Below are 26,995 nucleotides of genomic sequence, written 5' to 3'. Positions count from 1 at the left end.
CAGGGATGCAGCGCAAGAACGGGCCGCAAAGCGGCTCGACAGCCAGCGTCCTACTGCCCGCGCTTCGCCTGCGCGGCGAACCGCACCGCTTCTTCCGCTGCCCGGAACAGCGCCTTGGCCTTGTTGACGCATTCCTGCTGCTCGGAGGCCGGATCCGAGTCGTACACGATCCCGGCGCCGGCCTGGACGTGCATCCGCCCGTCCTTCACCACGGCGGTGCGCAGGACGATGCAGGTGTCCATCTCGCCCCGGGCCCCGAAATAGCCGATGCAGCCGGCATAGGGACCGCGCTTCTCGTGCTCCAGCTCGTCGATGATCTCCATGGCCCGCACCTTGGGCGCACCCGAGACGGTGCCGGCCGGGAAACCCGCTGCCAGGGCGTCGAGGGGATCGTGCCGGGGATCGAGGTCGCCCTCGACGTTCGACACGATGTGCATCACGTGGCTGTAGCGCTCGATGAAGAACGAATCCGTCACCCGCACGCTGCCGATCCGCGAGACGCGGCCGGCATCGTTGCGGCCGAGGTCGAGCAGCATCAGGTGCTCGGCCCGCTCCTTGGGATCGGCGAGCAGCTCCTCGGCGAGCGCCGCATCTTCGGCCGGGGTCGTCCCGCGGCGGCGGGTGCCCGCGATGGGCCGGACCGTGACGGTGCCCTCACGCACCCGCACCAGGATCTCCGGCGAGGAGCAGACGATCTGGAAGGATTGGAAGTCGAGGTAGCACAGGAACGGCGCCGGATTCGTGCGCCGGAGCGAACGGTACAAGCTGAAGGCCGGCAGCGTGAACGGGGCCGAGAAGCGCTGGGACAGCACGACCTGGAACACGTCCCCCGCGACGATGTACTCCTTGGCCCGCGCCACGAGGTCGGAGAACGCCTCCGGCGCGGTGTTCGAGACCGGCTCGGGATGCGCCACCGCGGCGAGGTCGATCCGGGCCTCGATCGGCAGCGGTCCTTCCAGGGTCTGCGCCACCCGGTCGAGGCGCTGGAGCGCGGTCTCGTAGGCCGCGCGGGCCGGGACGCCCGCCGCCGCCCGCACCGGTGAGACCACCGTGATCAGGTCGCGGACGGCATCGAACACCACCATCACCCGCGGCCGGATCAGGATCGCGTCCGGCACGCCCAGCGGATCGGGGTTCGGCTCCGGAAGCCGCTCCATGGCGCGGACCATGTCGTACCCGAGATAGCCGAACAGCCCGGCGGCCATCGGCGGCAGATCCGCCTCCGCCGCGTCGCCGATGGCGCTCTCGGCGATCAGCGCCCGCAGGCTCGCCAGCGGCGGCCGGTCGTCGGGCTCGAACCGATCCAGATCGGCGCCGCGCGCGATGGCCGGCGCCCCGTCCCGGCAGCGCCAGACCAGGTCCGGATCGAGCCCGATCATCGAGTAGCGGCCGCGCACCGCACCGCCTTCGACCGATTCCAGCAGGAAGGCGGGGCCCTCGTGCCGGGCGCGCAGCTTCAGGAACGCCGCGACCGGCGTCTCGAGGTCGGCGACGAGGGTCAGCGCGACGAGACTCGGCTGGCCGGCTTCGTAGCGTGCCGCGAAAGCCGCGTAGTCGGGCGCGTCGGCCATGCGTCAGTACTCGCCGCCCAGCACGCGGCGCAGGGCCGCCGCGTCGACCTTGACGCCGGCATTCTTCTGAACCTCGCCGATGTACTGGGACAGCACGTCGTCGGCGAGCGCGGCCTGGAAGCTCTGCGTGATCGTCCGGTCGCTCGGGCTGTCGGCCACGAAGGCCGGCATCGTGGCGGCCGTGACCTTAAACACCGCCCGGGAATCGGCCGCCGCCGCGGTGCCGGCCTTGCCCACCTGGGTCGCGAAGATCAGGTTCACGGCGTCGGTGGTCAGCATGTCCTTGGACTGGTTGCGCGATAGATCCTGCGCCTCCTGCGGGTTGACCCCGCCCTCCTTGGCGACCGCCTCGATCGTCTCGCCGGCATTGAGCTTCTCGGCCAGTTCGCGGCCCTTGGCCTGGAGGCGCTTGGCGATCTCCGCGGCGGTCCAGCCGGCCTTCACGCCGTCCTTGACCTGATCGAGGGGCTTGTCGTGCGCGGGGTCGATGTTGGTGACGTCGTACCAGACGTAGCCGCCGGCCTTGGTGCGCAGCGGCTCGTTGTCGCCGCCGATCTCCCCGCGGAACAGCGCCGGCAGGGTGGTGTCCGGATCGGGGATGTCGGCGACCTTCCGACCCTCCGGATCCTTGCCCTGGGGGTCGACCGCCTTCACGCTCACGAGCTTCAGGCCGCGTTCGGCGGCGATGTCGGTGAGCGGCTTGGCCCCGGCCCGCTGGTCCTCGATGGCGTCGCGCGTCGTCTCCAGGGCGTCGCGGGCGCGGGCGAGGGCGAGCCCCTTGCGGATCTCCCCCGCGACCTCCTCGAACGGCTTCACCGTTCCGGGCTCGATCTTGGTCACCCGCAGGAGCACCGTGCCGAACCGGCCCTGGACCGGCTGGCTCACGCCCCCCTCCGGCAGCGCGAAGGCCGCCTCGGCCACGGCCTTGTCGAACAATTCGCTCTTGGTCAGCGTGCCCAGCGTGAGGTCCTTGTCGTCCGTCCCCCGCTCCGCCGCGACCGCCTCGAAGGTCTTGGACCCGTCCTCGATCGCCTTGCGGGCGGCCTCGGCGGCGCCCGCGTCGGGGAAGACGATCTGCTGGATCGTGCGCTTCTCGGGGGCGCCGTAGCGGTCCTTGTTCAGCCCGTAGGCGGCCCGGGCGTCGGCGTCGCTGATCGCATCGGGCTTGGCCATCGCCCCCGGATCGACCACCAGGAGATTGGCCGACCGGTATTCGGGCGCGCGGAAGCCGGACTTGTTCGCCTCGTACCAGGTCTTCAGCTCGTCGTCGGTCGGGTCCGGGATCTGGCCGGCCGTCGAGGGCGTCAGCATCAGGTAGGCGGCGGCGCGGCGCTCGGTGGTGTAGCGATGGACGGCCTCGCGCATCGCCGCGGGGACGTGCAGATCGGACGACACGGCTTCGGCGAGTTGCAGCCGGGCGATGACCGAGCGCTGCTCGCGCACGAACATGCCCTCGTTCAGGCCCGCCCGCTGCAGCGTCTGGTAGAAGAGCTGCGGCTCGAACTGGCCCTGCTGGTTCTGGAAACTCTTCTCGTCGTGGATCGCCCGGATCACCGCGGCGTCCGGCACCGCGAGGCCGAGGTCGCGGGTCTTCTGGTCCAGCGCGGCCTCGGTGATGAGCTGGGACATCACCTGCCGGTCGAGGCCGAGCATCCGCGCCTGGTCGGGGCTCAGCGCGCGCTTGAGCTGCGCCTGATAGCGCTGCATCTGGTTCTGATAGGCTTGGCGCACCTGTTCGGCGGTGATCGGCGTGCTGCCGACGGTCGCGACGTTGTTGCTGGTGCCGCCCCGGAAGAACTCCTCGACGCCGAAGATCCCCACGCCCGCGATCAGCAGGGTGAAGATGACCGTCAAGATGATCTTGCCGAGCCAGTGCTGGCTGGCGTTGCGGATGCCCTGAAGCATGGTCTGTGATCGGATACCTTCGGCGGCCGACCCGTCGCCGGGCCGGCACGTTCCCTGAGAGCCGACCGCGATAGACCATTCGCGTCCACAGGCAAAGACTCGCTCGCCGCCGTCCGTTTGCGCGCCCAAGCTCGCTCTGGTAGGCCCCGGCGACCTGGGGAGAGACCGGGCCGGGCGCGGACGGGGCGAGGGCGGGAATGACGCAGTCGGGGCGCAGGCCACTGGTTGCCGGCAACTGGAAGATGAACGGCACGCGGGCGTCGATCCAGGTGGTCGAGACGATCCGCGATCGCCTCCCGCCGGAGCTGGCCGCCCACATCGACGTGCTGATCTGCCCGCCCGCGACGCTGATCAGCGCCTGCGTGACCGCGGCTGCCGGCTCGCCCATCGCCATCGGCGGCCAGAACCTGCACGCCCGCCCGAGCGGCGCCTTCACCGGCTCGATCTCGGCCGAGATGCTCGCCGACCTCGGCGCGCGATACGTGATCGTCGGCCATTCCGAGCGCCGGGCCTACCACCACGAGACCGACGACGGCGTCCACGCCAAGGCGCTCGGCGCCCGCCGCGCCGGCCTGTGCGGCATCATCTGCGTGGGCGAGACCATCGAGGAGCGCGAGCAGGGGCGCGCCCTGGACATCGTCCGCGCCCAGCTCGCCATCGGCCTGCCGAAGGGCGCGACCGCGGCCGACACGGTGATCGCCTACGAGCCGGTCTGGGCGATCGGTTCGGGCCGCACCCCGACGCCGCGCGACATCGCCGAGGTCCACGCGTCGCTCCGGGAGATGCTCGACAAGCTCGTGGGCGACGAGGCGCAGAAGATCCGCATCCTCTACGGCGGCTCGGTGAAGCCCGGGAATGCCCGGGAGCTCCTGTCGGTGGACAACGTCGACGGCGCCCTCGTCGGCGGCGCCAGCCTCGTCGCCGAGGATTTTCTGGGGATCTGCGCCGCCTACCTCTGAGGCGTGCCGGGACGTCTCGGGGCTGTCATACGCGCCTGCTTAACGACTCGCGCGTTTCACCGGGACCGACACGAGCCATGCCGGACGATCAGACCCGCGCCGATTCCGCCCTCGTCGAGACGATCCGCCGGGAGATCCTCGACAGCTACGACGAGGAGATCGAGCTCGGCATCGAGGAGGACCGGCTGGACGGCCTCGACGGCGGGACGGCGTCCGGCCTCGATCGCAGGGTCTACTTCCGCGAGCTTCTGCGCCTCCAGCATGAACTGGTCCGGCTCCAGGACTGGGTCCAGCACAACAGGCTGCGCGTCGTCGTCCTGTTCGAGGGGCGCGATTCGGCCGGGAAGGGCGGCGTGATCAAGCGCATCACCCAGCGTCTCAATCCGCGGGTCTGTCGCGTGGCGGCGCTGCCCGCGCCGAGCGAGCGCGAGCGCACGCAATGGTACTTCCAGCGCTACGTCGCCCACCTGCCCGCCGGCGGCGAGATCGTGCTGTTCGACCGGTCCTGGTACAACCGCGCCGGCGTCGAGCGCGTCATGGGCTTCTGCACCGAGGCGGATGTCGAGGAGTTCTTCCGCTCCGTGCCGGAATTCGAGCGGATGCTCGTCCGCTCGGGGATCGTGCTTCTGAAGTACTGGTTCTCGATCACCGACGAGGAGCAGGCCTCGCGCTTCCACATGCGCATCGCCGACCCGCTGAAGCAGTGGAAGCTCTCGCCGATGGACGTCGAATCCCGCCGGCGCTGGGAGGACTACACCCACGCCAAGGAGGACATGCTCGCGCGCTCCCATATCCCCGAGGCGCCCTGGTGGGTGGTCGAGGCCGTGGACAAGAAGCGCGCCCGGCTGAACTGCATCAGCCACCTTCTCGCGCAGATCCCCTACGGCGCGGTCGAGCATCCCCCCGTCTCGCTGCCGGCGCGGGTGCGGAACGCCGACTACATCCGCGCGCCGATCCCCGCCGACATGCACGTGCCCGCGCGATACTGAGAGGGCGGCGATCCGGCCGGGGCGTCAGATCGAGCCCCACCGAGCACTTGCACAGAGCTCCCAAGACAATCGCGTCGAGCTGGTTCTGCACCGTCCCTGTCCCGGGCGCATGCAGCGAAAGCGGAATGCGACCCGGGACCCAGCACGGGACGTCGCGAAGCGGCCGTGTGGATCAACCTGTGCCGCGTAAGCGGCGCTGCGTGTGCTGGTTCCCGGATCAGGTTCCGCTTCGCTTCACCTGTCCGGGAAAGCGGTGCGTATCGTGAACCCCGGAGCGCCGATCCTGCGCCGCGCCCTCGGTCGCACGCCTTGAACGGGTCCGCCCTCAGATCTTGAACGCCTGCCGGGCCAGCAGCCGCCAGCGCGGACCGTCGCGGTGCCAGACCTGCATCACGCCGATATGCACCGGCGAGGTCTTGCCGTCGGCCACGCTCTCGCCGGTGAAGACGTGCCGGGCGATGGCGTCGTCGCCGACCACCGACACCGATCTGTCCGACAGGGCGATGCGCGGAAACGACGCGCGCTTGCTGGCGAGCGGCTCGATGAAGGCCGCCTTGTCCTGGACGAGGCCGCTGGAATGGCCGTAGCTCAGGCCGTCATGGGTCAGGGCCTCGAGGGCGGCCCGGTCCCCGGTGAGCAGGGCCTTGGTGAGCGCGTCGACGGCGTCCTCGACGGCGGCCCCGTCCTGGCCGGCGGCCCGGCCCGGACGCGATCGCATCAGGACGGGCGCGGCGATGGCGGCGAGCGCCAGACGGCGTGACACGGACATGAAGGACCTCCCTGGATGGGGCGGCGCGTTCGATCGGCCACCCTCCCCGCCGACAGAGCACGGCGCAGGGCCGAACGCGAGGGCCGGGGGGAACAGCGGGCCGGCCGGCGTCAGGTTGGCGGCGGCGGACGGGTGGTGTATGGCCGTCGCAGAATTCCGGCCGGCACGCCCGCGCGTCGCAAGCGAAGTTCCCCGGCGTGACCGGGAGCGGCGCAGGCGGCGTCGGCGTTTCGGCCGATGCGCTTCGGCTTCCGGTGCTTCCAGCCGGCGTCCGGCGCCCAAGCAGATCTCCGGAACACCGATGCAGACCGTCCTGATCGTCGTCCACCTCATCATCGTGCTCGCGCTGATCGGCGTGGTGCTGCTGCAGCGCTCGGAGGGCGGCCTCGGGCTCGGCGGCGGCGGGGGCGGCGGCGTCGCCGGCTTCATGACCGGCCGCGGCCAGGCCAATGCGCTGACGCGGGCGACCGCGATCCTGGCGGCCCTGTTCTTCACCACCAGCCTGGTCCTGGCCATCATGTCGCACCGGTCGCAGGCGCCGAAGTCGATCCTCGACACGGGGGCGCCGCAGACCTCGGGCCAGCCGGCCAAGCAGCCGACCGGCGCCGACAACCTGCTCGACACGCTGCGTCAGCAGCAGGATCGGGCGCCCGCCACCGCCCCGGCCCAGCCGGCGGTGCCGGACGCTCCGCAATCGCGCTGACGCCCGCGGGCGGCGCTGGCGACTCAGCCGCTTCCTGACAGTCTGACGACGGTAGATCCGTCCCATGCGCCGGGGGAACTCCTGCCCCGGCGTCGGCCGGGGCATCAGGCGTTTGGCAAACGCCGGCACCTTCTTTATGGACCGAGGCCCATGACGCGGTACGTTTTCATCACCGGCGGCGTGGTTTCCTCCCTCGGCAAGGGGCTCGCCTCGGCGGCCCTGGCGGCGGTCCTGCAGGCCCGCGGCTACCGGGTCCGGATGCGCAAGCTCGACCCTTATCTGAACGTCGATCCGGGCACGATGAGCCCGACCCAGCACGGCGAGGTCTTCGTCACCGACGACGGCGCCGAGACCGACCTTGACCTCGGCCATTACGAGCGGTTCACCGGCGTCCCGGCCAGCCGGGCCGACAACATCACCACGGGCCGGATCTACCAGGACATCATCGCCAAGGAGCGCCGGGGCGACTACCTCGGCGCGACCATCCAGGTGATCCCGCACGTCACCAACGCCATCAAGGACTTCGTCCTCGACGGCAACGAGGCGTTCGATTTCGTGCTGGTCGAGATCGGCGGCACGGTCGGCGACATCGAGGGCCTGCCGTTCTTCGAGGCGATCCGCCAGCTCGGCCAGGGGCTGCCCCGCGGCACCTGCTGCTACGTCCACCTGACGCTCCTGCCCTACATCCCCTCCGCGGGCGAGCTGAAGACCAAGCCGACGCAGCACTCCGTCAAGGAACTGCGGTCGATCGGCATCCAGCCCGACATCCTGCTCTGCCGCTGCGACCGGGCGATCCCCGTCGATGAGCGGCGCAAGCTGGCGCTGTTCTGCAACGTTCGCGAGACCGCGGTGATCGAGGCGCGGGACGTGGCGTCGATCTACGAGGTGCCGCTCTCCTACCGGACCGCCGGCCTCGACCGGGAGGTCCTCGGGCATTTCGGCCTCGATCACGGCGAGGAACCGGATCTCGCCCGCTGGCAGACCATCGCCGAGCGTGTGCGCAACCCCGAGGGCGAGGTGTCGATCGCCATCGTCGGCAAATATACGGGGCTAAAGGACGCCTACAAGTCGCTGACCGAGGCGCTGACCCACGGCGGCATCAGCCACCGGGTGAAGGTCAACCTGGCCTGGATCGAGGCCGAGGTGTTCGAGCGCGAGGATCCCGCGCCGTTCCTGGAGGGCCTCAACGGCATCCTGGTGCCGGGCGGCTTCGGCCAGCGCGGCGCGGAGGGGAAGATCCGCGCCGCCCGGTATGCCCGGGAGAAGCGCATTCCCTATCTCGGCATCTGCTTCGGCATGCAGATGGCGGTGATCGAGGCGGCCCGCTCGCTGGCGGGGCTGCCCGATGCCAATTCCACGGAGTTCGGCGACACGTCTGAGCCGGTGGTCGGCCTGCTCACCGAGTGGCTGCGCGGCAACGACCTCGAGCGCCGCGCCGCGGCCGGGGATCTCGGCGGCACCATGCGGCTCGGCGCCTACGACGCGACCCTCGACCCCGAATCGAAGATCGCGCAGATCTACGGATCGGCGCACATCTCCGAGCGTCACCGCCACCGCTACGAGGTCAACATGGCCTATCGCGAGCGGCTGGAGGCGAAGGGCCTGCGCTTCTCCGGCGTCTCGCCGGACGGGTTGCTGCCCGAGACGGTGGAGCATGTCGGCCACCCGTGGTTCATCGGCGTGCAGTTCCACCCGGAGCTGAAGTCCCGGCCCTTCGAGCCGCATCCGCTGTTCAAGGGCTTCGTCGGCGCGGCGATCGAGCAGAGCCGGCTGGTCTGAGGCGCGGCGGCGCGCCGCTCCTCGCCCCGCGGCGCCGGACCCTATATGCCTCGGACCGTGACCGAGATCCTCTTCTACCACATGCAGCGCCAGCCCCTGGAGAAGGTGCTGCCGAACCTGGTCGAGCGCTCCCTCGAGCGCGGCTGGCAGGCCGCGATCCAGGCGGCGACCGAGGAGCGGCTCCAGGCGCTGGACGACCATCTCTGGACCTATTCCGACGAGAGCTTCCTGCCCCACGGCACGGACCGCGAGCCGGACGCGGGGAGCCAGCCTGTGGTGCTGACCCTCCGCGACGTGAACCCCAACGCCGCCTCGATCCGTTTCCTGGTGGAGGGCGCCGATCTGCCGCCGGATGCCGGCCTGTACGAGCGGATCTGCATCCTGTTCGACGGGACCGACCAGGACGCCCTGCTACGCGCCCGCGAGCAGTGGAAGCAGGCCAAGGACGCGGGTCACGCGGTCGCCTACTGGCAGCAGGACGAGTCCGGACGGTGGAGCAAGAAGGCGTGACGATGGCTCTCGGCAGACGTCTCGCGCGCGCAGCGCTCGCCCTGGCGGTCGCCGTGGTGGCCCCCGGGCCGGTCCGCGCCCAGGATATGCCTCCCGGTCATCCGCAACCGGAGGCCCGGCAGGCCCCGCGGGCGCCGGAGGGGCGGCGCCTGCCGGCCGATTCGGTGACGAAGCACAGCCTCGCCCTGCCGGACGGCCGGGTCTTGGACTTCACCGCCACCGCCGGCAGCCTGCCGCTGGTCGACGAGGCGGGCAAGCTGCAGGCCGAGATCGCCTACGTGGCCTACACCCTGGCGCCGGATCCCGGCCGGGAGCGTCCGGTCACCTTCGCGGTCAATGGCGGGCCGGGCGCGTCGTCGGCCTACCTGAACATCGGGGCGATCGGGCCCTGGCGGCTGCCCCTGGGCCGCGACAGCATCAGCCCGTCCCAGCCGGTCGCCCTCACGCCGAACGACGGCACCTGGCTCGGATTCACCGACCTCGTCTTCATCGATCCGGTCGGCACCGGCTACAGCCGGGCGGCCGACGGCAACGGCAAGGCCTACTGGTCCATCGACACGGACGCGTCGACGCTGGCGGCGATGATCGCCCGCTACCTGCGGGTGAACGACCGGATGGCGAGCCCGAAATTCTACGTGGGCGAGAGCTACGGCGGCTTCCGCGGCCCCCTGATCACCGAGAAGCTGCAGGAGGATGTCGGCGTCGGCCTCTCGGGGATGGTGCTGCTGTCGCCGGTGCTGGATTTCGGCTGGCTGGAGACGCCGCGCGCCAATCCCTGGGGCTACGTGCTGAAGCTGCCCTCCCTCGCCGCCGGCGCGCTGGAGCGGGCGGGCCGCGTGCCCGATCCGGATCTGCTGGCCGAGGCCGAGGCGTACGCGTCCGGTCCCTATCTGGCGGATCTGATCAAGGGGCCGGGGGACGCGGCGGCGGTGGCGCGGATGACCGAGAAGGTCGCGCCCCTGGTCGGCCTGGACCCGGCCCTCGTGCGCGCCCAGGCCGCGCGGCTCTCCACCCGCAGCGTCCAGCGCGAGATCGACCGCGCGGCGGGGCGGGTGACCAGCGCCTACGATACCGGGATCTCCGGCTGGGACCCGAACCCGGATGCCGCGCAGTCGAGCTTCGACGATCCGCAGCTCACGGCGCTCCAGGCCCCGCTCACCAGCGCGATGCTCGATTTCTACGCGCGGACCCTGAAATGGCCCGTGCCCAACATGCGGTACGAACTCCTCAACACCGCGGTGAACCGCGGCTGGAGCTGGGGCTCGGGCCGGCAGGCGCCGGAGGTGCTGTCGAATCTCCGGGGCGCCCTGGCGCTGGACGGACGGCTGCGCGTCCTCGTGGCGCACGGCTTCACCGACCTCGTGACGCCCTACTACGCGTCGAAGCTGCTGCTCGCCCAGGTTCCCGCCTACGGCGCCGGCCGGCTGAGCCTCGCCGTCTATCCGGGCGGCCACATGTTCTACACGCGGCCCGAGTCCCGGTCGGCGTTCCGCAGGGATGTCGAGCGGCTCTATGCCGACGCCATCAAGGCGCGCGACGCCGACCCGGCACCCGCGGGCGCTCCGGCCGACCGCCTCAAGCCGACGCCCTGACGTCCTGCAGAGCCGATCCGCCTCGGGGGCGGCGCATCACCCGCATCGACGCTGTCCCCGCCCGGTTGGTCTCCGCCCGACGGAAAAGCCCGCTCAGTCGTGCGTCGTCGGCTTCAGAAGGAGGACGTCGATAGGGCGCTCGGGCGTGTAGTCCGTCGCCTCCATCTCGAGCGTCGTCGGACCGGTCTTCCGGACATTCCTGCCGCAGAACGAGACGAGGGACGCGGGATCGCCCTTGTCGACCGTCAACCTGAACGCGCCGATCGGCCCGTTCCCGCCGGCGCCGGATGCGATCGCGTAGGAGAGATATCGCTCGGACGGATGAAAGGACCGGCTGCCATCGGCACTGGCCCTCCGGTACAAGGCCTGTGCGGCCCGCGCGAAGGCCGGGTCCGCGCAGAAACGCGCCTCATAGGGAGCCCGCTCAGCGGGATCCAGGTCCGGAGCGCCGAAGGCCAAATCGGGTCGGCTCCCGAGGCTCGGCACGTAGCTCTGGCGAACCACGACCTCCCGACCGGCCGGAAACACCTGCCGGTGCCAGAACCGCGACCGCAGCGTCCAGAGCGGAACGTCCGCGAGCGTGCCGTCGGCGTGCACCTGGCGCGTCAGCATGCCGGCCTCGGCCAGGATGCGGCGCCGATCCTCCGACAGGCGGCGCAGCGCCGCTTCCGTCGCCTCGACCGTCGGAACCAGCGGAATGCTCAGACTCCTCAACAGATCGGTGATCTCGCGCGGCGGCTGGCCGTCCCGCCCCAGGAAGGCCCGCTGCTCGAGATGCGGCTCGACGGGGCGGCCATCGACCAGGGTTTCGAGCCGCAGGAAGTTGTCCCTCGACGGGTCGGGGATGGAAACGGACCTGTCGGGATCGCCGGCGATGTCGGGCATCGGGAACGCGATGGTGGCCGCGATGGCGGCCCCGGTCGGGTTGCGGAATCGATAATCGACGCGCACGCGCGCCTCCGAGAGATACAGATCCTCGGCCACCAGGGTGACGGCACCGGTCGCGTCCAGCGTCAGGCCGCCGGCCGCGAGCGCGGCCATCCGGCCGTCGGACCGGACGGGCCCGGACGCCGCCGCCAGGAGGGCGAGGGCCAGCGACAGGGTTCGCATCACGATCACGCTCGCAGGTTCGAAGGTATCGCCGACCGGCCCGGCGGCGGGAAATCCGGGGCGGTCGAGGTAGGCCCCCGCGGGGTCGGGGAATCCCTCAAGCGACCGCCCCTTCGCCCCACCGTCCCGTTCCCGGAGGGCCGAACATGATTCCGCTGGGCCTCCGTTGTGTGAGAGCTGTCATGCGTCTACAACGATCCCGTGACGGTGCCCCGGAGACGGGGTGAAAAGGGAATGCGGTGAGAGGTGGAAGCCTCGAAGCCGCGGCTGCCCCCGCAACTGTGAGCGGCAAGTGCCTGCCAGAATGCCACCGGACGCATCCGGGAAGGCGGCCGGCGCGCAGAGCCGCGAGCCAGGAGACCTGCCGTCACGACAGGATCCCGCAATGCCGCCGGTGGGGCGGCTGGAGACACGCACATGACCACCTCGACCCTCGCCCCCGCCGCCCTCGGCAGCCGCTCCGCGGAGCGTCCCGTCGCCGTGGCGCTGGCGGCCGTCCTCGGCCTGGGCCTCCTGTTCCTGGCGGGCTTCTCGCCGGCGATCGCGTTCCACAACGCGGCGCACGACTTCCGCCACACCCAGAACTTCCCCTGCCACTGACGCCCCTGAACCAGGGATGATCATCCGGCTTCTGTCGGCGGCGCTGGCCGCCGGCTTCATCGCGGCCGTCGTCGTGACGGGGCTCGAACTCACGCTGACCTCGCCGCTGATCGTGGCGGCGGAACGCTACGAGCACGCGGAGCCCTCCCATGAGGCCGCGCGGGCGCTTCCGATCGTTCTCGCGCATGCCGGGCACGAGCACGGCGCGCCCGATGCCGCGCCGGAATGGCAGCCCGGCGCGGGTCTGCCGCGGATGGCGTTCACCGCCCTGGCGACGCTGGTCGGCGGGGTCGGCTACGCCCTGCTGCTCGGCGCCGTGATGCTCGCCTGCGGACGCGAGCCGACGCCGCAGACCTGCCTGGCCTTCGCGGTGGCGGGCTTCGCCAGCGTGGCCCTGGCGCCGGGGCTCGGCCTGCCGCCGGAATTGCCCGGCAGCGAGGCCGCCCCGCTGGCGGCCCGGCAGGCGTGGTGGGTCATGACCGCCGCGGCGACCGGCATGGGTCTGTACCTGATCGCGATGCGCCGCTCGCTCATCGCCATCCTGGGCGGCCTCGTCCTGCTCATCGCCCCCCACGTGGCCGGCGCGCCGGAGGCGCCTTCGGGGGCGTCCGAGCTGCCGCCCGCCCTCGCGGCGCAGTTCGCCGCCCGCTCGCTGGCGATCAGCTTCGTCTTCTGGATGATGATCGCCCTCGCCTTTGGCCGGGCCTGGCTGGTCTTCGGGCGCGACGCCGCGTGGGGTACGGCCCGTGCCTGAGACCGTCCTGTACGTCTGCACCACCTGCCGCCGGGACGGCGACGCCCCGGACGGGCCCCGCGCCGGTGCGCGCCTGCTCGATGCCCTCAGGGAACGGGCGGGTGCCGTGCCGGAGCTGCGCATCGAGCCGGTGGAGTGCCTGTCCGTGTGCAAGCGGCCCTGTACGGTGGCGGTGGCGTCGGCCGGACGCTGGACCTACGTGTACGGCGACATGGATCCCGCCGCCTCCGCCGAGACGATCCTGGGCGGGCTCTGCGCCTATGCGACGACCGCGGACGGCCTCGTGCCGTGGCGCGAGCGGCCGGCGGCGTTCCGCACCGGCGTGATCGCGCGCATCCCCCCGTTTCCCGAACCCCGCCCGCTCCCGGCCGGCACCCTGGAGGCCGCCGAATGACCCTCGTGTCCAAGATCCCCTGCACCATCGTCACCGGCTTCCTCGGGGCCGGCAAGACGACGCTGGTGCGCCATGTGGTGCAGAACGCCAGGGGCCGCCGGCTGGCGATCCTCGTCAACGAGTTCGGCGATGTCGGCTTCGACAAGTCGTTCCTGGCCGCCTGCGGCGTCGAGGGTTGCACCGAGGACGCCATCGTCGAGCTGCCGAACGGCTGCATCTGCTGCACGGTGGCGGACGACTTCGTGCCGGCCCTCGAGACGCTGCTCGCCCGCGCCGAGCCGCCGGAGCACATCCTGATCGAGACCTCCGGCCTGGCGCTGCCCAAGCCCCTGGTCCAGGCCTTCCAGTGGCCGGCGATCCGCTCGCGGGTGACGGTGGACGGCGTCGTCGCGGTGGTGGACGGGCCGGCGGTGGCGGCGGGCGCCTTCGCGGACGATCCCGAGGCGCTGGCGGCCCAGCGGGCCGCCGACCAGTCGGTGGATCACGACAACCCGCTGGAGGAGGTGTTCGAGGATCAGCTCCTCTGCGCCGACCTGGTGGTGCTCAACAAGGCCGACCTGATCGACGCCGCGACGCGCGCCCGGGTCCGGGCCGAGGTGGAGGGGCACCTGCCCCGCGCCGTGAAGGTGGTGGAGACCGAGAACGGCGCCATCGACCCGCGTGTGCTGCTGGGCCTCGGCGCGGCGGCCGAGGACGACCTCGATGCCCGCCCCTCGCACCACGGCGACGGCGAGGACCACGACCACGACGACTTCGAGACCGTGGCGCTGCCGATCCGCCCGGCGGTGACCGCCGGGGATCTCGCGGCCCGCGTCGAGAAGGCGGCGGAGACCGCGGGGGTGCTGCGCATCAAGGGTTTCGCGGAGGTCGAAGGCAAGGCGATGCGCCTCGTGGTGCAGGGTGTCGGACGCCGTGTCGCCCACCATTTCGACCGGCCCTGGCGGGCGGGCGAGCCGCGGGACGGGACGCTCGTGGTGATCGGCCTGAAGGGCTTCGACCGGAGCGCCGTGGCCGCCGCGCTGGCCGGCTAGGGGCCTGTCGCCGCCGGCGGCAGGATGAGCGTGCTGTGGCGGAGGGAGCGCCTCGAACCGTGCTGGATCGCGAGCCCGAACCGATGCGGATCGACGCGGTTCCCGCCCGGGCGGAGGACACGGCCGCGCGCGAAGGGCGGGTCTTCGGCGTGCCTGTCCGGATGATGCCGGACGCGGCGGGTTAGGCGCCATGCACCTCGTGCGCATCGATTCCGTGTCCCTCGACGAGGGCGAGGCGGCGGTGGATCTCGGGCAGGAGCCCGGGGACCTCGTCGTGCTGTCCTTCACCGACAGCGACCTGTCGGGGATCGCGCAGGCGCACGCGGCCGAGACCGGGCTGCCGAGCCTGCGGCTCGCCAAGCTGGCGAAGCTCCGGCATCCGCTGTCGGTGGACCTCTATGTCGAGCGGGTGGTGGCGCGGGCGAAGCTCGTGATGATCCGCTGCCTCGGCGGCCTGGATTACTGGCGCTACGGGATCGAGCGCTGCGCCGAGATCGCCCGGGCACACGGGGTGGTGCTCGCGGTGCTCCCGGGCGACGACCGGCCCGACCCGCGGCTCGCGGCCTTCTCGACCGACCCCGATCTCGCCGGGCGTCTCGACGCCTACTTCCGCGCCGGCGGCCCGGCAAATCTGCGGCGGTTGCTGCGCGTGCTGGCGGCGCGGATCGGCTGCGACCTCGCGGTCGAGCCGCCCCGGCCGCTGCCGCGGGGATTCCCCTGGTGCCCGGGCTGCAGCGTCATGGCCGTCGACGACGCCGTCGCGGCGGCCGCGTCGGCGATTCCCTTCGCGGGATCGGGCGCCCCGGCCGCACCGCTGGTCCTGCTCCTGGTCTACCGGTCGGCCGTGCTCGGCGGCGACACCGCGCCCTTCGTCGTGCTGACCGCGGCCCTGCGCGATCGGGGCATCGGGGTGCTGCCGATGGCGGTCTCGAGCCTGAAGGAGCCCGAGGCCGCCGCCGCGGTGTCGGAGGCGGTGCGCGCGCGCAGGCCCGATCTCGTGATCGCCGCGACGGCGTTCTCGGCCCGGGAGGACGGGACCGACTTCGTCCTCGACGGGGCCGACTGCCCGGTCCTGCAGGCCTACACGGTGGGCGCCGCGCAGGACGCCTGGCAGGCTTCGGCCCGGGGTCTCGGCGCGGCCGACCTCGCCATGCAGGTGGCGCTGCCGGAATTCGACGGCCGGCTCTCGGGATTCCCGATCTCCTTCAAAGAGGAGAGTCCCGAGGTCGCGGGCTTCGCCGAGCGGCGGGCGGTGCCGTACGCGCCGGGCATCGCCGCCCTGGCCGACCGGGCAGCGGGCTGGCTGCGCCTCGCCGCCCTGCCCCGGGCGGCGCGGCGCGTCGCCCTGGTCCTGTCCGACTATCCGGCCCGCGGCGGACGGGCCGGCTTCGCGGTCGGCCTCGATACGCCGGCGAGCGCCCGCACGATTGCCGCCGACCTCGCCGCCGCGGGCTACGCCGCGGGGGCGCTGCCCGATTGTAGCCGGCTGATGGCGGACCTGACCGAGGGCCCCGCCGGGTTCAGCGTGCCGCTCGCGTCCTACGCCGCCTGGCTCGGCGGCCTCCCCGAGGCGACGCGCGCCGCCCTGGTCGCGGCCTGGGGGGAACCCGAGGGCGATGCCGGCTGCGTCGACGGCGCGTTCCGGTTCCGCATGGTGACCGGCGGAAGCGCACCCGTCGGCGGGCGCAGCTCCGCCCCGCCGGACGGCGGAGGCCACCGCGAAAACCTCGCGGTCTTCCTCCAGCCCGACCGGGGGCGCGATCCGGACCGGAAGGCGGGCTACCACGACCCGGAGCGCCTCCCGACCCACGCCTATCTGGCCTTCTACCTGGGCCTGCGGAGCCATTTCGACGTCCTGGTGCAGCTCGGCACCCACGGCACGACCGAATGGCTCCCCGGAAAGGCGGTGGCGCTGTCGCCCGCGTGTCTTCCGGCGCTCTGCGTCGGCGGCCTTCCGGTGGTCTACCCGTTCATCGTCGACGATCCGGGCGAGGCCGCTCCGCTGAAGCGCCGCCTCGGCGGGATCGCGCTGGGCCACCTGACCCCGCAGACCGCGGCGCATGCCCTGCCGCCAGAAGCCGTGCGCCTGCGCGAACTGGTCGAGGAATACGCGGCCGCCAGCGTCCTGGACCCGCGCCGGGCCGCCCTCGTGGCCAGGGCCATCCTGGACGAGGCCGAGGCGGCCGGACTGCTGGACGGCGCCGGGATCGGACCCGACACGCCGATGGACGCGGCGCTGACGCAGCTCGACGCCCACCTGTGCGACCTCGGCGAGACCACGTTCCGCGACGGGCTGCACGTCTTCGGCCGGGCCCCCGACGGGGCGGCCGATCCGGTCCTGGCGAGCGCCGCCGGCGAGCGCGACGGCCTGCTCGCCGCCCTCGACAGCCGGTTCGTTCCCCCGGGACCGGCCGGCTCCCCGTCCCGGGGCCGCACCGACGTGTTGCCCACCGGACGGAACCTCACCACCCTCGATCCCCGTGCGATCCCGAGCCGCGCCGCCGCGCTCCTCGGCGCCCGGGCCGCCGATGCCGTCGTCACGCGCTACCTCCAGGACGAGGGGACCTATCCGGCCCGGATCGTCATGGACCTGTGGGCCTCGCCGACCCTGCGCACCGGTGGGGAGGATGTGGCGCATGCCCTGGCGCTGATGGGCGTCCGTCCGGTCTGGGACCACGCCAGCACCCGCGTGACCGGCTTCGAGATCCTGCCCCTGGCCTTGCTCGACCGTCCGCGGATCGACGTGACGGTCCGGGTCTCGGGGGCGTTCCGCGACACGTTTCCCGACACGCTGGCGCTGATCGACCGCGCCGCCCGGGCGGTGGCCGAGCGGGACGAGGCGGATGACGAGAACCCCTTGGCGGCGGCCCGGCGGCGCGGCGCGACGGGCGCGCGGGTCTACGGCGCGGCGCCGGGCCGCTACGGCGCCGGCACGGCCGCCGCCGCCCTCGACGGCGGCTGGGACGACCGGGCCGATCTCGGCCGTGCCTATCTCGCGGCCAGCACCCACGCGTTCGGCGACGGCGAGGGTCCGGACGGGGATTTCGCCGCCCGGGTCGGGGCCGCCGACGCGTATCTGCACGCCTTCGACGTGGCCGAGCGTGACCTGTTCGACGGCGACGCGGCGGTCGACGCCATGGGCGGCTTCGCGGCCGCCGCCAGCCTGGAGGGTGCGCGGCCGACGCTCTACAGCCTGGACGTCTCGGTGCCGGAACGGCCGAAGGCCCGCACGGCCCGCGAGGATGCTGCGCGCCTGATCGGCGGACGCCTGGCCGATCCCCGCTGGATCGCCGCGCAGCTCCGCCACGGCCACCGGGGGGCGCAGGAGCTGGCGCAGGGCCTCGACGCGGTGTTCGTCCTTGCCGCGACGAGCGAGGCCGTCACCGATGCCGGATTCGACCGGCTCTACGCCGCCTGGATCGCCGATGCCGAGGTGTTCGAGCGGCTCCGTGCCGCCAATCCCGCGGCCACGCGGGCGATCCTGGAGCGCTTCGACGAGGCCCGGGACCGCGGCCTCTGGCGCAGCCGCCGGAACGCCCTGCCGGCGGATGCGCTGATGCGGGAGGCGGCCGCGTGACCCCGCTCGCCGGCCGCCACCGCCGCGCCCTGCCCCAGGCGCCTGCCCGCCGGGGCTGGTGCCCGGGCCTCGCCCGGCCGATGCCGACGGGCGACGGGCTCCTGGCGCGGGTGCACCCGCCCCTGGGGATGCTCACGCCGGATCAGGCCCGCACGGTGGCGGAGGGCGCCCGCCAATTCGGGAACGGCCATCTCGACCTCACAGCCCGGGCCAATCTCCAGATCCGCGGCGTGACCGAGGCGACCCGGACGGAGCTCGCAGAGCTACTCGCAACCGCCGGCCTCGGCGACGTGCGCGCCGACGGGGGCCCGCAGCGTTCGACGCTCACGAGCCCCCTGGCGGGGCGCGACGCGGGCGAGGTGTTCGACGTGCCGGCCCTGGCCCGCGCCATCGAGGCGGCGGCGCTCGCGATCCCCGGCCTGCCGGCCAAGACGCTGGTCGTGGTCGAGGGCCGCCGCGCCGTGGCGCTGCCGGACGCGGATTGTCTCGTGTTCGCCGATGACCGCGACGGTGTCGTGATCGCGGTTGCCACCGACCGAGGCCGGCGGGATCTCCTCACCTGCCCGGCGCAGGAGGCCGCGCCCCTCGTGGCGCGGCTGTTGGCGGCCTTCGCGCGCAGCGGCCGCCGCCGCATGCGCGACCTGTCAGACGACGAACGCGCCGGGCTGGCGGACATGCTCGGCGGGACCCGGGCGGCGGGCAGTTGCCAGTCCGTGCGGGCGACGGAGCGCGGCGATGCTCCGCTCCGGGGCGCGCCGTTCGGGCCGGCCGCCGGCCTTCGGACGGCGCCGGATCTCCAGATCCTCGCCCTCGACGCGCCCTTCGGCCGCTGCACCGCGGACGCCCTCGACCGGGTCGCGGCCGCGGCCGCCGCGATCGGAGCGGACGCGATCCGGCTCTCGCCGACCCGCGGCTTCGTCTTGGCGGCTGCGGCCGGCGCACGCGCGGAACCGGTGCTGGCCGGCCTCGCGGACGCGTTCATCGTCGCCCCCGAGGATCCCCGCCGCAGCATCGACGCCTGTACGGGCGCTCCGGGCTGCGCGTCCGGATCGACGCCGACCCTCGCGGATGCCGCCCGTGTCGCGGCGCTGTTCGGAAAGCTGGCGGCGCAGGGGCGGACCGCGCACGTGTCGGGCTGCGCCAAGGGCTGCGCCAGGCCCGGCCCGACCGACCTGACGCTCGTCGGTCGCGGCGGCCTCTACGGCATCGTGATCGACGGCGGCCCGGGCGATGAGCCGGCGATCGACCTCCCTATCGAGGCCGTGCTGGAGCGGTTAGGAAGGGCCAAGACCGTCGGGCTCGCCGCCGCTTTCGCGCCGGAGGCTGCCCGGACGGAGAGCGGGAGGACCAGGAGACCGGCATGAGCGCGAGCCAGAACGCCCTGCGCCAGACAGGATCGGAGCCGGCGGCGGCTTCCGAGCCACCGTCCCGCTACGACTACATCCGCGACGGCGGCGCGATCTACGCGCGCTCCTTCGCGATGATCCGCGCCGAAGCCGATCTCGCCCGCTGGACGGGGGCCGCCGAGCGCGTGGTCGTGCGCATGATCCACGCCTGCGGCATGACCGACCTCCCGGCCGACGTGGAGATGGCGCCGGGCTTCGCCGAGGCCGGCGTCGCGGCGCTCCGGGCCGGCGCGCCGGTCCTGTGCGACGTCCGCATGGTCGCCGACGGCGTGACCCGGGCCCGCCTGCCCGCCGACAACCGGGTGATCTGCACCCTCGGCGACCCGCGCGTGCCGGATCTCGCCGGCCGCCTCGGCACCACGCGCTCCGCCGCCGCCATGGAGCTGTGGCGCGAGCATCTGCCGGGCAGCGTCGTGGCGGTGGGCAACGCGCCGACCGCGCTGTTCCGCCTGCTCGAGCTGCTCGACGCCGGGGTGGCGCCGCCGGCCGCCGTGATCGGCATCCCGGTGGGCTTCGTGGGCGCCGCGGAGTCGAAGGAGGCGCTCGCCCGGGACGGGCGTGTGCCCTTCGTGGTCGTCCATGGGCGGCGGGGCGGAAGCGCCATGACGGCCGCGGCCGTCAACGCGCTCGCCAGCGAGGCCGAGTGATGGACGGGTTCGAACGGCTGGACGAGCCCGCCGAGGCGCTTCCCGCCGCCGCGGTGACCGGCACGCTCTACGGGGTCGGGATGGGTCCGGGGGACCCGGAGCTGCTGACCGTGAAGGCGCAGCGCGTGCTGATGCGCGCGCCGGTGCTGGTGCACTTCTGCAAGCGCGGCCGACGCGGGAACGCCCGCACCATCGCGGACGCGATCCTGCGCGATCCCGCCCGCGAGATGGCGCTGGCCTACCCCTATACCACCGAGATCCACCCCGAGCATCCGGATTACGTCGCGGCGCTCGCGGGCTTCTACGACGACGCGGCCGGGCAGCTCGCCGACCATCTCGGCGCCGGGCGGGACGTGGCGATCCTGTCGGAGGGCGACCCGTTCTTCTACGGCTCGTTCATGCACCTGTGGCGGCGCCTCAAGGACCGCTTCCCCGTCGAGGTCGTGCCGGGCGTGACCGGCATGTCGGGCTGCTGGACCCGGGCCGGTACCCCTATCACCTGGGGTGACGACGTCCTCACCGTCCTGCCCGCCACCCTGCCGCTCGCCGCCCTCGCCGAGCGCCTCGGCGCCACGGACGCGGCCGTGGTGATGAAGCTCGGCCGCCACCTGCCGAAGGTGCGCGCCGCCCTGGCCGCCGCGGGCGTCCTCGACCGGGCCGTCTACGTCGAGCGCGGCACGATGGCGGGCGAGCGCGTCGTGATGCTGGCGGACAAGGCCGACGACGACGCCCCGTATTTCTCCATGGTGCTCGTGCCCGGCGAGGGGCGGCGGCCGTGAGCGACATGCCCCGTCCTCCCGCGCAGGGAACGCGACGCGCGTCGGGGATCGATCGCGGTCGTGGCCGGCTTGACCATGCTTGACGCGGGCGGCGCTTTCGCCAGCGGCGTGACCGCCTGCGGAGTTCGGCGAATGAGCGGCGAGACCTTCGCGTCCCTCGACGAGGGGGCGGTGAAGCGTCTCGCGGCGCGGGGCATCGCCGCCCCGTCACTGTCATGACGGGCCGCAGCCATCCGGACGGCAGCCTCGCCGTCGTCGGCCTGGGACCGGGCGACCCGTCGCTGCTGACCGAATCCGCCCGTCGGGCGCTGGACGCGGCGGAGGATCTCGTCGGCTACTTTCCCTACGTGGCCCGCGTGCCCGAGCGTCCGGGCCTGACCCGGCACGCCAGCGACAACCGGGTGGAGGTCGACCGCGCCCGCCACGCCCTGCGGCTCGCCGCCTCCGGGCGGAGGGTCGCGATCGTCTCCGGCGGCGATCCCGGCGTCTTCGCCATGGCGGCGGCGGTGTTCGAGGCAGTGGAGCACGGCGAGCCGGGCTGGCGCGACCTCGCCATCACGGTGGAGCCGGGCATCACCGCCATGCTGGCGGCCGCCGCCCGCCTCGGAGCCCCGCTCGGCGGCGACTTCTGCGCCCTGTCGCTCTCGGACAACCTGAAGCCCTGGCCGGTGGTGACCGCGCGGCTGGAGGCGGTGCTGCGGGCCGATCTGGTGGTGGCGCTCTACAACCCGATCTCCGCGGCCCGCCCCTGGCAGCTCGGCGCGGCCCTGGCGATCGCCGCCGGGATCCGCGCGCCCGGGACGCCGGTCATGTTCGCCCGCGCCGTCAGCAGGCCGGAAGAGGCCATCCGGGTCGCGACGCTGGCGGAGGCGCCCGACCTGCCGGCCGACATGGCCACGATCGTGATCCTCGGCGCCTCGACCACGCGCCTGATCCACCGGGAGGGGCGGCCCCCGCTCGTCTACACCGCCCGCACGGTCGAGGGGACGGCGTGAGCGTCCCCGTCCAACCAGCGCAGGGCGCCCGCGATGTCGGCCACGCTCGGCACGTCGGGTTTGGCCGGCCGCCGCACCATGACGACCGGTATCCCCAGACGCCGCGCCGCCGCGATCTTTCCGTAGGTCGCGGCGCCGCCGGAATTCTTGGCGACCAGGATCTCGATGCCGGAGGCCCTCATCAGCGCAGTCTCGGCCTCCGCGTCGAAGGGGCCGCGGGCCTCGATGGTGGCGAGGCGCGGCACCGTCAGCACCTCACGGAGCGGCTCGACCGTCCGCGCCAGGTAGGCGTGGTGCGGCGCCGCCGCGAAGGCTCCGGCCTCCTGGCGGCCGATCGTCAGGAACACGCGCCGAGGCACCGGGCCGAGGGCAGCGGCGGCCTCCGCCATGCTGCCGACCTCGGTCCAGAGGTCGCCCGGGACGCGGTCCCAGGCCGGGCGGCGGATCGCGAGGAGCGGCACCCCCGCCTGCGCGGCCGCGCGCGCGGCGTTGCCCGAGATCGCCGCGGCGAAGGGATGCGTCGCGTCGACCAGGCGCGTCAGCCCCTCGGCGAGCAGGTAGTGCGCCAAGCCCGCGGCGCCGCCGAATCCGCCGATCCGGGTCGGCACGGGCTCGACCTTCGGCGCGGCGGTCCGTCCGGCGAGGGACAGGCGGACCGACAGGTCCGGCCGCCCGGCCAGCGCCCGCGCCAGGGCGCTCGCCTCGCCGGTGCCGCCGAGGATCAGGATCCGCCGGCCTTCGTGCGTCTCGGGCGCCCCGTTCATGGATGCCTTGTCCATGAGCGCTGAGCCGCTGTCGAGCACCCCGTGGCTGTCGATCGTCGGCATCGGCGAGGACGGCCGGGCCGGCCTGACCGCCACCGCGGCTGCGGCCCTCGATGCGGCCCGCGTGGTCTATGGCGGCCGGCGCCATCTCGCCCTCGTGGGCCCGCTCGACGCCGAGACACGCCCCTGGCCGAGCCCGATCCACGACGCCTATGCGGACATCCTCGCCCGGAGAGGCGAGCCGACCTGCATCCTCGCCACCGGCGATCCGTTCCATTACGGCATCGGCGCCGAGATCGTCCGGCTGGTGCCCCCGGCCGAGATCCGCACCTTCCCATCGCCTTCGGCCTTCAGCCTCGCCTGTGCCCGGCTCGGCTGGCCCCTCGCCGAATGCGGCCTCGTCACGCTGCACGGACGCGCGCTCGCCCGGATCGTCCCGCATCTCCAGCCGGGCGCGCGGCTGCTGGCCCTGTCCTGGGACGGGTCGACGCCGTCGGCGATCGCGGCGCTGCTCTGCGCGCGCGGTTTCGGCGTCTCGACGCTGACGGTGCTGGAGGCCATGGGCGGCCCGCGCGAGCAGGTGCGCTCATGCCGGGCCGACGCCCTGGACCTGGGCGCGGTCGACCCCCTCAACACCGTTGCGATCGCCGTCGCCGGACCGGGACCCGCCCTGCCCCTGACGCCCGGCCTCGACGACGCCCTGTTCGAGAACGACGGCCAGCTCACCAAGTCCGAGATCCGGGCCCTGACCCTCGCGGCCCTGCGCCCGCATCCGGGGCGCTATCTCTGGGATATCGGGGCCGGCGCGGGTTCGGTCGGCATCGAGTGGATGCTGCGCCACCCGAGTATGCACGCCACGGCGGTCGAGGCGCGGCCGGACCGGGCCGAGCGCGTCCGGCGCAACGCCGAGGCGCTGGGCGTCCCGGACCTGACCGTGGTGACGGGCGCGGCCCCCGAAGCCCTCGCCGGCCTGCCGGCCCCCGACGCGGTGTTCATCGGCGGCGGCGTCTCGGAGCCCGGCCTCCTCGCGGCGGCCCTCGCAGCGCTTCCGACCGGTGGGCGATGCGTTGCCAACGCGGTGACGCTGCAGGGTGAAGCCGTCCTGCTGACCGCCTTCTCGGAGCATGGCGGCAGCCTGCGGCGATTCTCGGTCGAGCGCGCGAGCCCCGTCGGCGGCCTTCACGGCTGGCGGCCCGCCATGCCGGTGACCCAGTGGGCCTGGACGAGATCATGACCGGTCCGTTCGTCGCAGGCGTCGGATTCCGCCACGGCACCGGCGCCGACGAGATCGCCGCCCTAATCGCCCGGGCGCTCGCCCTCGTCGGTGCCGGCAGCGCCGACCTTGCGGGCGTCGCGACGGCGGAGGACCGGGCCTCCGAACCGTCCATCCATCGGGCGGCGGCGCGGTTCGGCCTGCGCCCCTCCCCGGTCGGCGCGGCCGCGCTGGAAGCCCGCGACGGGTCGGTCGTCACCCGCTCGGCGCGGATCGAGCGCCTGCGCGCCGTGGGCTCGGTGGCGGAGGCGGCTGCCCTGGCCGCGGCCGGGCCCGATAGCCGGCTCGTCCTCCCGCGGATCGCGAGCGGCGGCGCCACCTGCGCGCTGGCCGTCCCACAGACCACGAAACCACAGCCATGACCGTCCACTTCATCGGCGCCGGCCCCGGCGCGGCGGACCTCATCACGGTGCGCGGGCGCGACCGCGTCGCCGCCTGTCCCGTCTGCCTCTACGCCGGGTCCCTGGTGGCGCCCGAGATCCTCGGATGGTGCCCGCCCGGGGCGCGGATCGTCGACACCGCCCCCCTCGACCTCGACGCGATCGTGGCGGAGATGGCGGCGGCCCATGCGGGCGGCCTGGACGTGGCCCGGCTGCATTCCGGCGACCTGTCGATCTGGAGCGCGCTGGCCGAGCAGATGCGCCGCCTCGACCACTTGGCGATCCCCTACACGGTGACGCCGGGCGTCCCGGCCTTCGCGGCGGCCGCCGCCCTGCTTCGGCGGGAGCTGACCGTCCCGGGCGTCGCCCAATCGGTTGTTCTGACGCGCACCTCCGGCCGGGCGAGCGCCATGCCCGAACGCGAGACCCTCGCGGCGTTCGCCGCCACCGGGGCGACGCTGGCGATCCACCTGTCGATCCACGTGGTCGATCGGGTCGCGGCCGCGCTGATCCCGTTCTACGGGCCGGCCTGCCCGGCGGCGGCGGTGTTCCGCGCATCCTGGCCCGACGAGCGTGTGCTGACGGGCGACCTCGGGACGCTGCCCGGGCTGGTGGCGGAGGCCGGCCTGGAGCGGACCGCGCTGATCCTGGTCGGCCCGGCGCTCGCCGCGGAAGGCTTCCCCGAGAGCGCGCTCTACGCCGCCGATTACGACCGGCGCTTCCGACCCGGCGGCACGGTCGGGGGCGCCGCGTGAGCGCCCCCGGCCTTCTCGTCGCGGCCCCGCGCTCGAGTTCCGGCAAGACCACGGTGGCGCTGGCCGTCATGCGGGCCCTGACCCGCCGCGGCCTGCGCGTGCGCGCGGCGAAATGCGGGCCGGACTACATCGATCCGGCCTTCCACCACGCGGCGACGGGGCGGCCCAGCTTCAATCTCGACAGCTTCGCCATGGCGCCGCGCCTGCTCGACGCCCTCGCGAGCGAGACGGCCGCGGCGGCCGACCTCGTCATCGCCGAAGGGTCGATGGGCCTGTTCGACGGCGTCCGGGCGGCGGAGAGCCGCACCGGCGCCAACGCCGACATCGCCGCCCGCTACGGATGGCCGGTGGTGCTGGTGGTGGATGTCTCCGGCGCGGCGCAATCGGCTGCCGCGGTCGCGCTGGGCTGCAGGCTCTACGACCCGCGGGTGACCATCGCCGGGGTGATCCTCAACAAGGTGGCGAGCGCGCGCCATCGCCGGCTCGTGGAGGCCGGCATGGAGCGCGCCGGCCTGCCGGTCCTCGGGGTGCTGATGCGCGACGCGCAGCTCGTCCTGCCCGAACGCCATCTCGGCCTGGTGCAGGCCGGCGAGACCGCCGACCTGGCGGCGCGTCTCGATCGCCTGGCCGACCTTGCGGAAGCGGGGATCGATCTCGACGCCCTCGTGGCCTGCGCGGGCGGCACGGTGCCCGATGGGGCGGGGCCGATGCCGTCCCCGCCCGGACAGCGCATCGCGGTTGCCCGCGACGCGGCGTTCAGCTTCCTCTACCCGCATCTCGAAACTGGCTGGCGCAGGGCCGGCGCGGAGCTCGTGCCGTTCTCACCCCTGGCCGACGAGCCGCCGCCGGTGGATTGCGACGTCTGCTGGCTGCCCGGCGGGTATCCGGAGCTGCATGCCGGCCGCCTCGCCGGCGCGGAGCGGTTCCTGGACGGCCTGCGCAGCTTCGCGCGCGCGCATCCGGTCCACGGCGAGTGCGGCGGCTACATGGTGCTCGGCCGCGCCCTGGAGGATGCCGACGGCGCCACCTACCCGATGGCGGGTCTGCTGCCGGTGGAGACGTCGTACCGGCGCCGCAAGCTCCATCTCGGCTACCGCGTGGCGCGCCTCTGCGACGACGGCATCCTCGGGCCGGCCGGCGCGCGCCTCATCGGCCACGAGTTCCACTACGCCAGCGAGCTGTCGGCGGCCCCGTCCGACAGGGAGGCCCTGGCCCGGGTCACGGACGCGGAGGGCGTCGATCTCGGCCTGGCCGGGCATCGCGTCGGCACGGTCACCGGCAGCTTCTTCCATCTCGTCGCCGCCGATCCCGGGTGAGGCGACGCGGCGCCGGATATCAGGTCGGTTCCGCCGGAGGGGATACGGCCCGGGCCTGGGCGAGGCGGGCAGCACTCCGGACGAGCGCGACCACGTCCCGTCGCATCTGCTCGTCCTCGATCTGCGCATAGGCGCGCAACAGTTCGATGGCCCCATGGGCGCTGAGGAAGCCGAAGACGTCTTCCTGGGTCTTCTCGCGCGGCTCGTTCTCCTCGAAGAACGCCGAGACTGGGACTTCAAGTAGCCGCGCGATCTCGCGCAGCCGGCCGGCGCCGACGCGGTTCTGACCCTTCTCGTACTTCTGCACCTGCTGGAAGGTGACGCCGACCGCGTTGCCGAGGGCGGTCTGGCTCATGCCGCGCGCCTTGCGCAACGCCGTGATGCGGACGCCGACGAGACGATCCACGTCGGTGGTCTGCTTCGGCATCGTCTGGCCG

The 26,995-nt window shown here is 73.4% G+C and carries 26 protein-coding genes and 1 riboswitch; of the genes, 20 read left to right on the top strand and 6 right to left on the bottom strand.

Going from position 1 to position 26,995, the window contains the following annotated elements; genetic code table 11:
* Positions 1 to 50 precede the first annotated feature (50 nt).
* Together trpE and MKL01_RS16745 are read right to left on the bottom strand one after the other, a co-directional pair.
* Complete coding sequence (trpE, locus tag MKL01_RS16750; RefSeq protein WP_243906334.1) at positions 51 to 1,571, bottom strand: anthranilate synthase component I; 1,521 nt, start codon at positions 1,569 to 1,571, stop codon at positions 51 to 53.
* 3 nt (positions 1,572 to 1,574) lie between these two features.
* Entirely contained in the window at positions 1,575 to 3,476 is a 1,902-nt protein-coding gene (locus tag MKL01_RS16745; protein WP_243906333.1) for a peptidylprolyl isomerase, read from the bottom strand.
* Positions 3,477 to 3,673: 197 nt separating this feature from the next.
* Here MKL01_RS16745 and tpiA point away from each other — a divergent pair, with 197 nt between their 5' ends.
* Positions 3,674 to 4,435, top strand: a complete 762-nt coding sequence (gene tpiA, locus MKL01_RS16740; RefSeq protein ID WP_243906332.1) for a triose-phosphate isomerase — start codon at positions 3,674 to 3,676, stop codon at positions 4,433 to 4,435.
* A 77-nt stretch (positions 4,436 to 4,512) separates the two neighbouring features.
* Positions 4,513 to 5,424, top strand: coding sequence for a polyphosphate kinase 2 (gene ppk2 / locus MKL01_RS16735; protein ID WP_243906331.1), 912 nt, complete (start codon positions 4,513 to 4,515; stop codon positions 5,422 to 5,424).
* Between the two features lie 325 nt (positions 5,425 to 5,749).
* Here ppk2 and MKL01_RS16730 read toward each other — a convergent pair whose 3' ends face one another.
* Complete coding sequence (locus tag MKL01_RS16730) at positions 5,750 to 6,193, bottom strand: nuclear transport factor 2 family protein (RefSeq protein ID WP_243906330.1); 444 nt, start codon at positions 6,191 to 6,193, stop codon at positions 5,750 to 5,752.
* Between the two features lie 301 nt (positions 6,194 to 6,494).
* Here MKL01_RS16730 and secG point away from each other — a divergent pair, with 301 nt between their 5' ends.
* The 4 genes from secG (at position 6,495) to MKL01_RS16710 (ending at position 10,777) form a co-directional block, all read left to right on the top strand.
* Entirely contained in the window at positions 6,495 to 6,896 is a 402-nt protein-coding gene (gene secG / locus MKL01_RS16725; protein WP_243906329.1) for a preprotein translocase subunit SecG, read from the top strand.
* Positions 6,897 to 7,046: 150 nt separating this feature from the next.
* Positions 7,047 to 8,675, top strand: a complete 1,629-nt coding sequence (locus MKL01_RS16720) for a CTP synthase (protein WP_243906328.1) — start codon at positions 7,047 to 7,049, stop codon at positions 8,673 to 8,675.
* A 57-nt stretch (positions 8,676 to 8,732) separates the two neighbouring features.
* Positions 8,733 to 9,185 carry a DNA polymerase III subunit chi gene (locus MKL01_RS16715; RefSeq protein WP_243906572.1) on the top strand — a complete coding sequence of 151 codons (453 nt, stop codon included), beginning with the start codon at positions 8,733 to 8,735 and terminating at the stop codon, positions 9,183 to 9,185.
* A gap of 2 nt (positions 9,186 to 9,187) precedes the next feature.
* Positions 9,188 to 10,777, top strand: a complete 1,590-nt coding sequence (locus MKL01_RS16710) for a S10 family peptidase (RefSeq protein ID WP_243906327.1) — start codon at positions 9,188 to 9,190, stop codon at positions 10,775 to 10,777.
* Positions 10,778 to 10,870: 93 nt separating this feature from the next.
* Here the strand turns inward: MKL01_RS16710 and MKL01_RS16705 are convergent, their stop codons facing one another.
* Positions 10,871 to 11,887, bottom strand: a complete 1,017-nt coding sequence (locus MKL01_RS16705; protein ID WP_243906571.1) for a DUF4424 family protein — start codon at positions 11,885 to 11,887, stop codon at positions 10,871 to 10,873.
* Positions 11,888 to 12,075: 188 nt separating this feature from the next.
* A riboswitch (cobalamin riboswitch) is annotated at positions 12,076 to 12,271 on the top strand.
* A gap of 33 nt (positions 12,272 to 12,304) precedes the next feature.
* Between MKL01_RS16705 and MKL01_RS16700 the strand changes: the two genes are divergently transcribed.
* From MKL01_RS16700 to cobJ, 10 genes are all read left to right on the top strand, one after another.
* Positions 12,305 to 12,487, top strand: a complete 183-nt coding sequence (locus MKL01_RS16700; protein ID WP_243906326.1) for a CbtB domain-containing protein — start codon at positions 12,305 to 12,307, stop codon at positions 12,485 to 12,487.
* A gap of 16 nt (positions 12,488 to 12,503) precedes the next feature.
* Positions 12,504 to 13,241 (top strand): CbtA family protein, encoded by a 738-nt coding sequence (locus MKL01_RS16695; protein ID WP_243906325.1) that lies wholly within the window; start codon positions 12,504 to 12,506, stop codon positions 13,239 to 13,241.
* On the top strand, positions 13,234 to 13,635 hold the full coding sequence (locus tag MKL01_RS16690) for a DUF1636 domain-containing protein (protein ID WP_243906324.1): 402 nt from the start codon (positions 13,234 to 13,236) through the stop codon (positions 13,633 to 13,635). Before MKL01_RS16695 ends, MKL01_RS16690 begins: the two co-directional genes overlap by 8 nt.
* A complete protein-coding gene (gene cobW / locus MKL01_RS16685; protein WP_243906323.1) occupies positions 13,632 to 14,666 on the top strand; it encodes a cobalamin biosynthesis protein CobW in 1,035 nt (344 codons plus the stop codon). Before MKL01_RS16690 ends, cobW begins: the two co-directional genes overlap by 4 nt.
* 59 nt (positions 14,667 to 14,725) lie before the next feature.
* Positions 14,726 to 14,851, top strand: a complete 126-nt coding sequence (locus MKL01_RS35750) for a hypothetical protein (RefSeq protein ID WP_279604663.1) — start codon at positions 14,726 to 14,728, stop codon at positions 14,849 to 14,851.
* A gap of 5 nt (positions 14,852 to 14,856) precedes the next feature.
* The gene (cobN, locus tag MKL01_RS16680; protein ID WP_243906322.1) at positions 14,857 to 18,243 is read left to right on the top strand and encodes a cobaltochelatase subunit CobN; all 3,387 of its coding nucleotides are present in this window, start codon (positions 14,857 to 14,859) and stop codon (positions 18,241 to 18,243) included.
* A gap of 80 nt (positions 18,244 to 18,323) precedes the next feature.
* Positions 18,324 to 19,607, top strand: a complete 1,284-nt coding sequence (locus tag MKL01_RS16675) for a precorrin-3B synthase (protein ID WP_243906570.1) — start codon at positions 18,324 to 18,326, stop codon at positions 19,605 to 19,607.
* Positions 19,604 to 20,296: a precorrin-8X methylmutase gene (locus MKL01_RS16670; RefSeq protein WP_279604662.1), complete on the top strand. Its 693-nt coding sequence runs from the start codon at positions 19,604 to 19,606 to the stop codon at positions 20,294 to 20,296. Before MKL01_RS16675 ends, MKL01_RS16670 begins: the two co-directional genes overlap by 4 nt.
* Complete coding sequence (locus MKL01_RS16665; RefSeq protein ID WP_243906321.1) at positions 20,296 to 21,075, top strand: precorrin-2 C(20)-methyltransferase; 780 nt, start codon at positions 20,296 to 20,298, stop codon at positions 21,073 to 21,075. Before MKL01_RS16670 ends, MKL01_RS16665 begins: the two co-directional genes overlap by 1 nt.
* A 215-nt stretch (positions 21,076 to 21,290) precedes the next feature.
* Positions 21,291 to 22,070, top strand: coding sequence for a precorrin-3B C(17)-methyltransferase (gene cobJ, locus MKL01_RS16660; protein ID WP_243906320.1), 780 nt, complete (start codon positions 21,291 to 21,293; stop codon positions 22,068 to 22,070).
* Here the strand turns inward: cobJ and MKL01_RS16655 are convergent.
* The gene (locus MKL01_RS16655) at positions 22,037 to 22,849 is read right to left on the bottom strand and encodes a cobalt-precorrin-6A reductase (protein ID WP_243906319.1); all 813 of its coding nucleotides are present in this window, start codon (positions 22,847 to 22,849) and stop codon (positions 22,037 to 22,039) included. The two genes, cobJ and MKL01_RS16655, sit on opposite strands and share 34 nt — an antisense overlap.
* On the opposite strand from MKL01_RS16655, the gene cbiE reads away from it, so the two are divergent.
* The 4 genes from cbiE to MKL01_RS16635 are packed head-to-tail and all read left to right on the top strand — an operon-like array spanning position 22,848 to position 26,558.
* Positions 22,848 to 24,068, top strand: a complete 1,221-nt coding sequence (cbiE, locus tag MKL01_RS16650) for a precorrin-6y C5,15-methyltransferase (decarboxylating) subunit CbiE (RefSeq protein ID WP_243906318.1) — start codon at positions 22,848 to 22,850, stop codon at positions 24,066 to 24,068. The two genes, MKL01_RS16655 and cbiE, sit on opposite strands and share 2 nt — an antisense overlap.
* On the top strand, positions 24,065 to 24,469 hold the full coding sequence (locus tag MKL01_RS16645; protein WP_243906317.1) for a cobalamin biosynthesis protein: 405 nt from the start codon (positions 24,065 to 24,067) through the stop codon (positions 24,467 to 24,469). Before cbiE ends, MKL01_RS16645 begins: the two co-directional genes overlap by 4 nt.
* The gene (cobM, locus tag MKL01_RS16640) at positions 24,466 to 25,242 is read left to right on the top strand and encodes a precorrin-4 C(11)-methyltransferase (RefSeq protein ID WP_243906316.1); all 777 of its coding nucleotides are present in this window, start codon (positions 24,466 to 24,468) and stop codon (positions 25,240 to 25,242) included. Before MKL01_RS16645 ends, cobM begins: the two co-directional genes overlap by 4 nt.
* Positions 25,239 to 26,558 (top strand): cobyrinate a,c-diamide synthase, encoded by a 1,320-nt coding sequence (locus tag MKL01_RS16635; protein ID WP_243906315.1) that lies wholly within the window; start codon positions 25,239 to 25,241, stop codon positions 26,556 to 26,558. Before cobM ends, MKL01_RS16635 begins: the two co-directional genes overlap by 4 nt.
* A gap of 19 nt (positions 26,559 to 26,577) precedes the next feature.
* Here the strand turns inward: MKL01_RS16635 and MKL01_RS16630 are convergent, their stop codons facing one another.
* Positions 26,578 to 26,985, bottom strand: a complete 408-nt coding sequence (locus tag MKL01_RS16630) for a helix-turn-helix domain-containing protein (RefSeq protein WP_243906314.1) — start codon at positions 26,983 to 26,985, stop codon at positions 26,578 to 26,580.
* Positions 26,986 to 26,995 lie beyond the last annotated feature (10 nt).

Origin of the sequence: Methylobacterium sp. J-070 (assembly GCF_022829385.1) — a bacterium.
Lineage (GTDB): Bacteria > Pseudomonadota > Alphaproteobacteria > Rhizobiales > Beijerinckiaceae > Methylobacterium.
The sequence above is the reverse complement of the archived record's forward strand: the minus strand, read 5'-3'. Positions and strand labels throughout refer to the sequence as shown.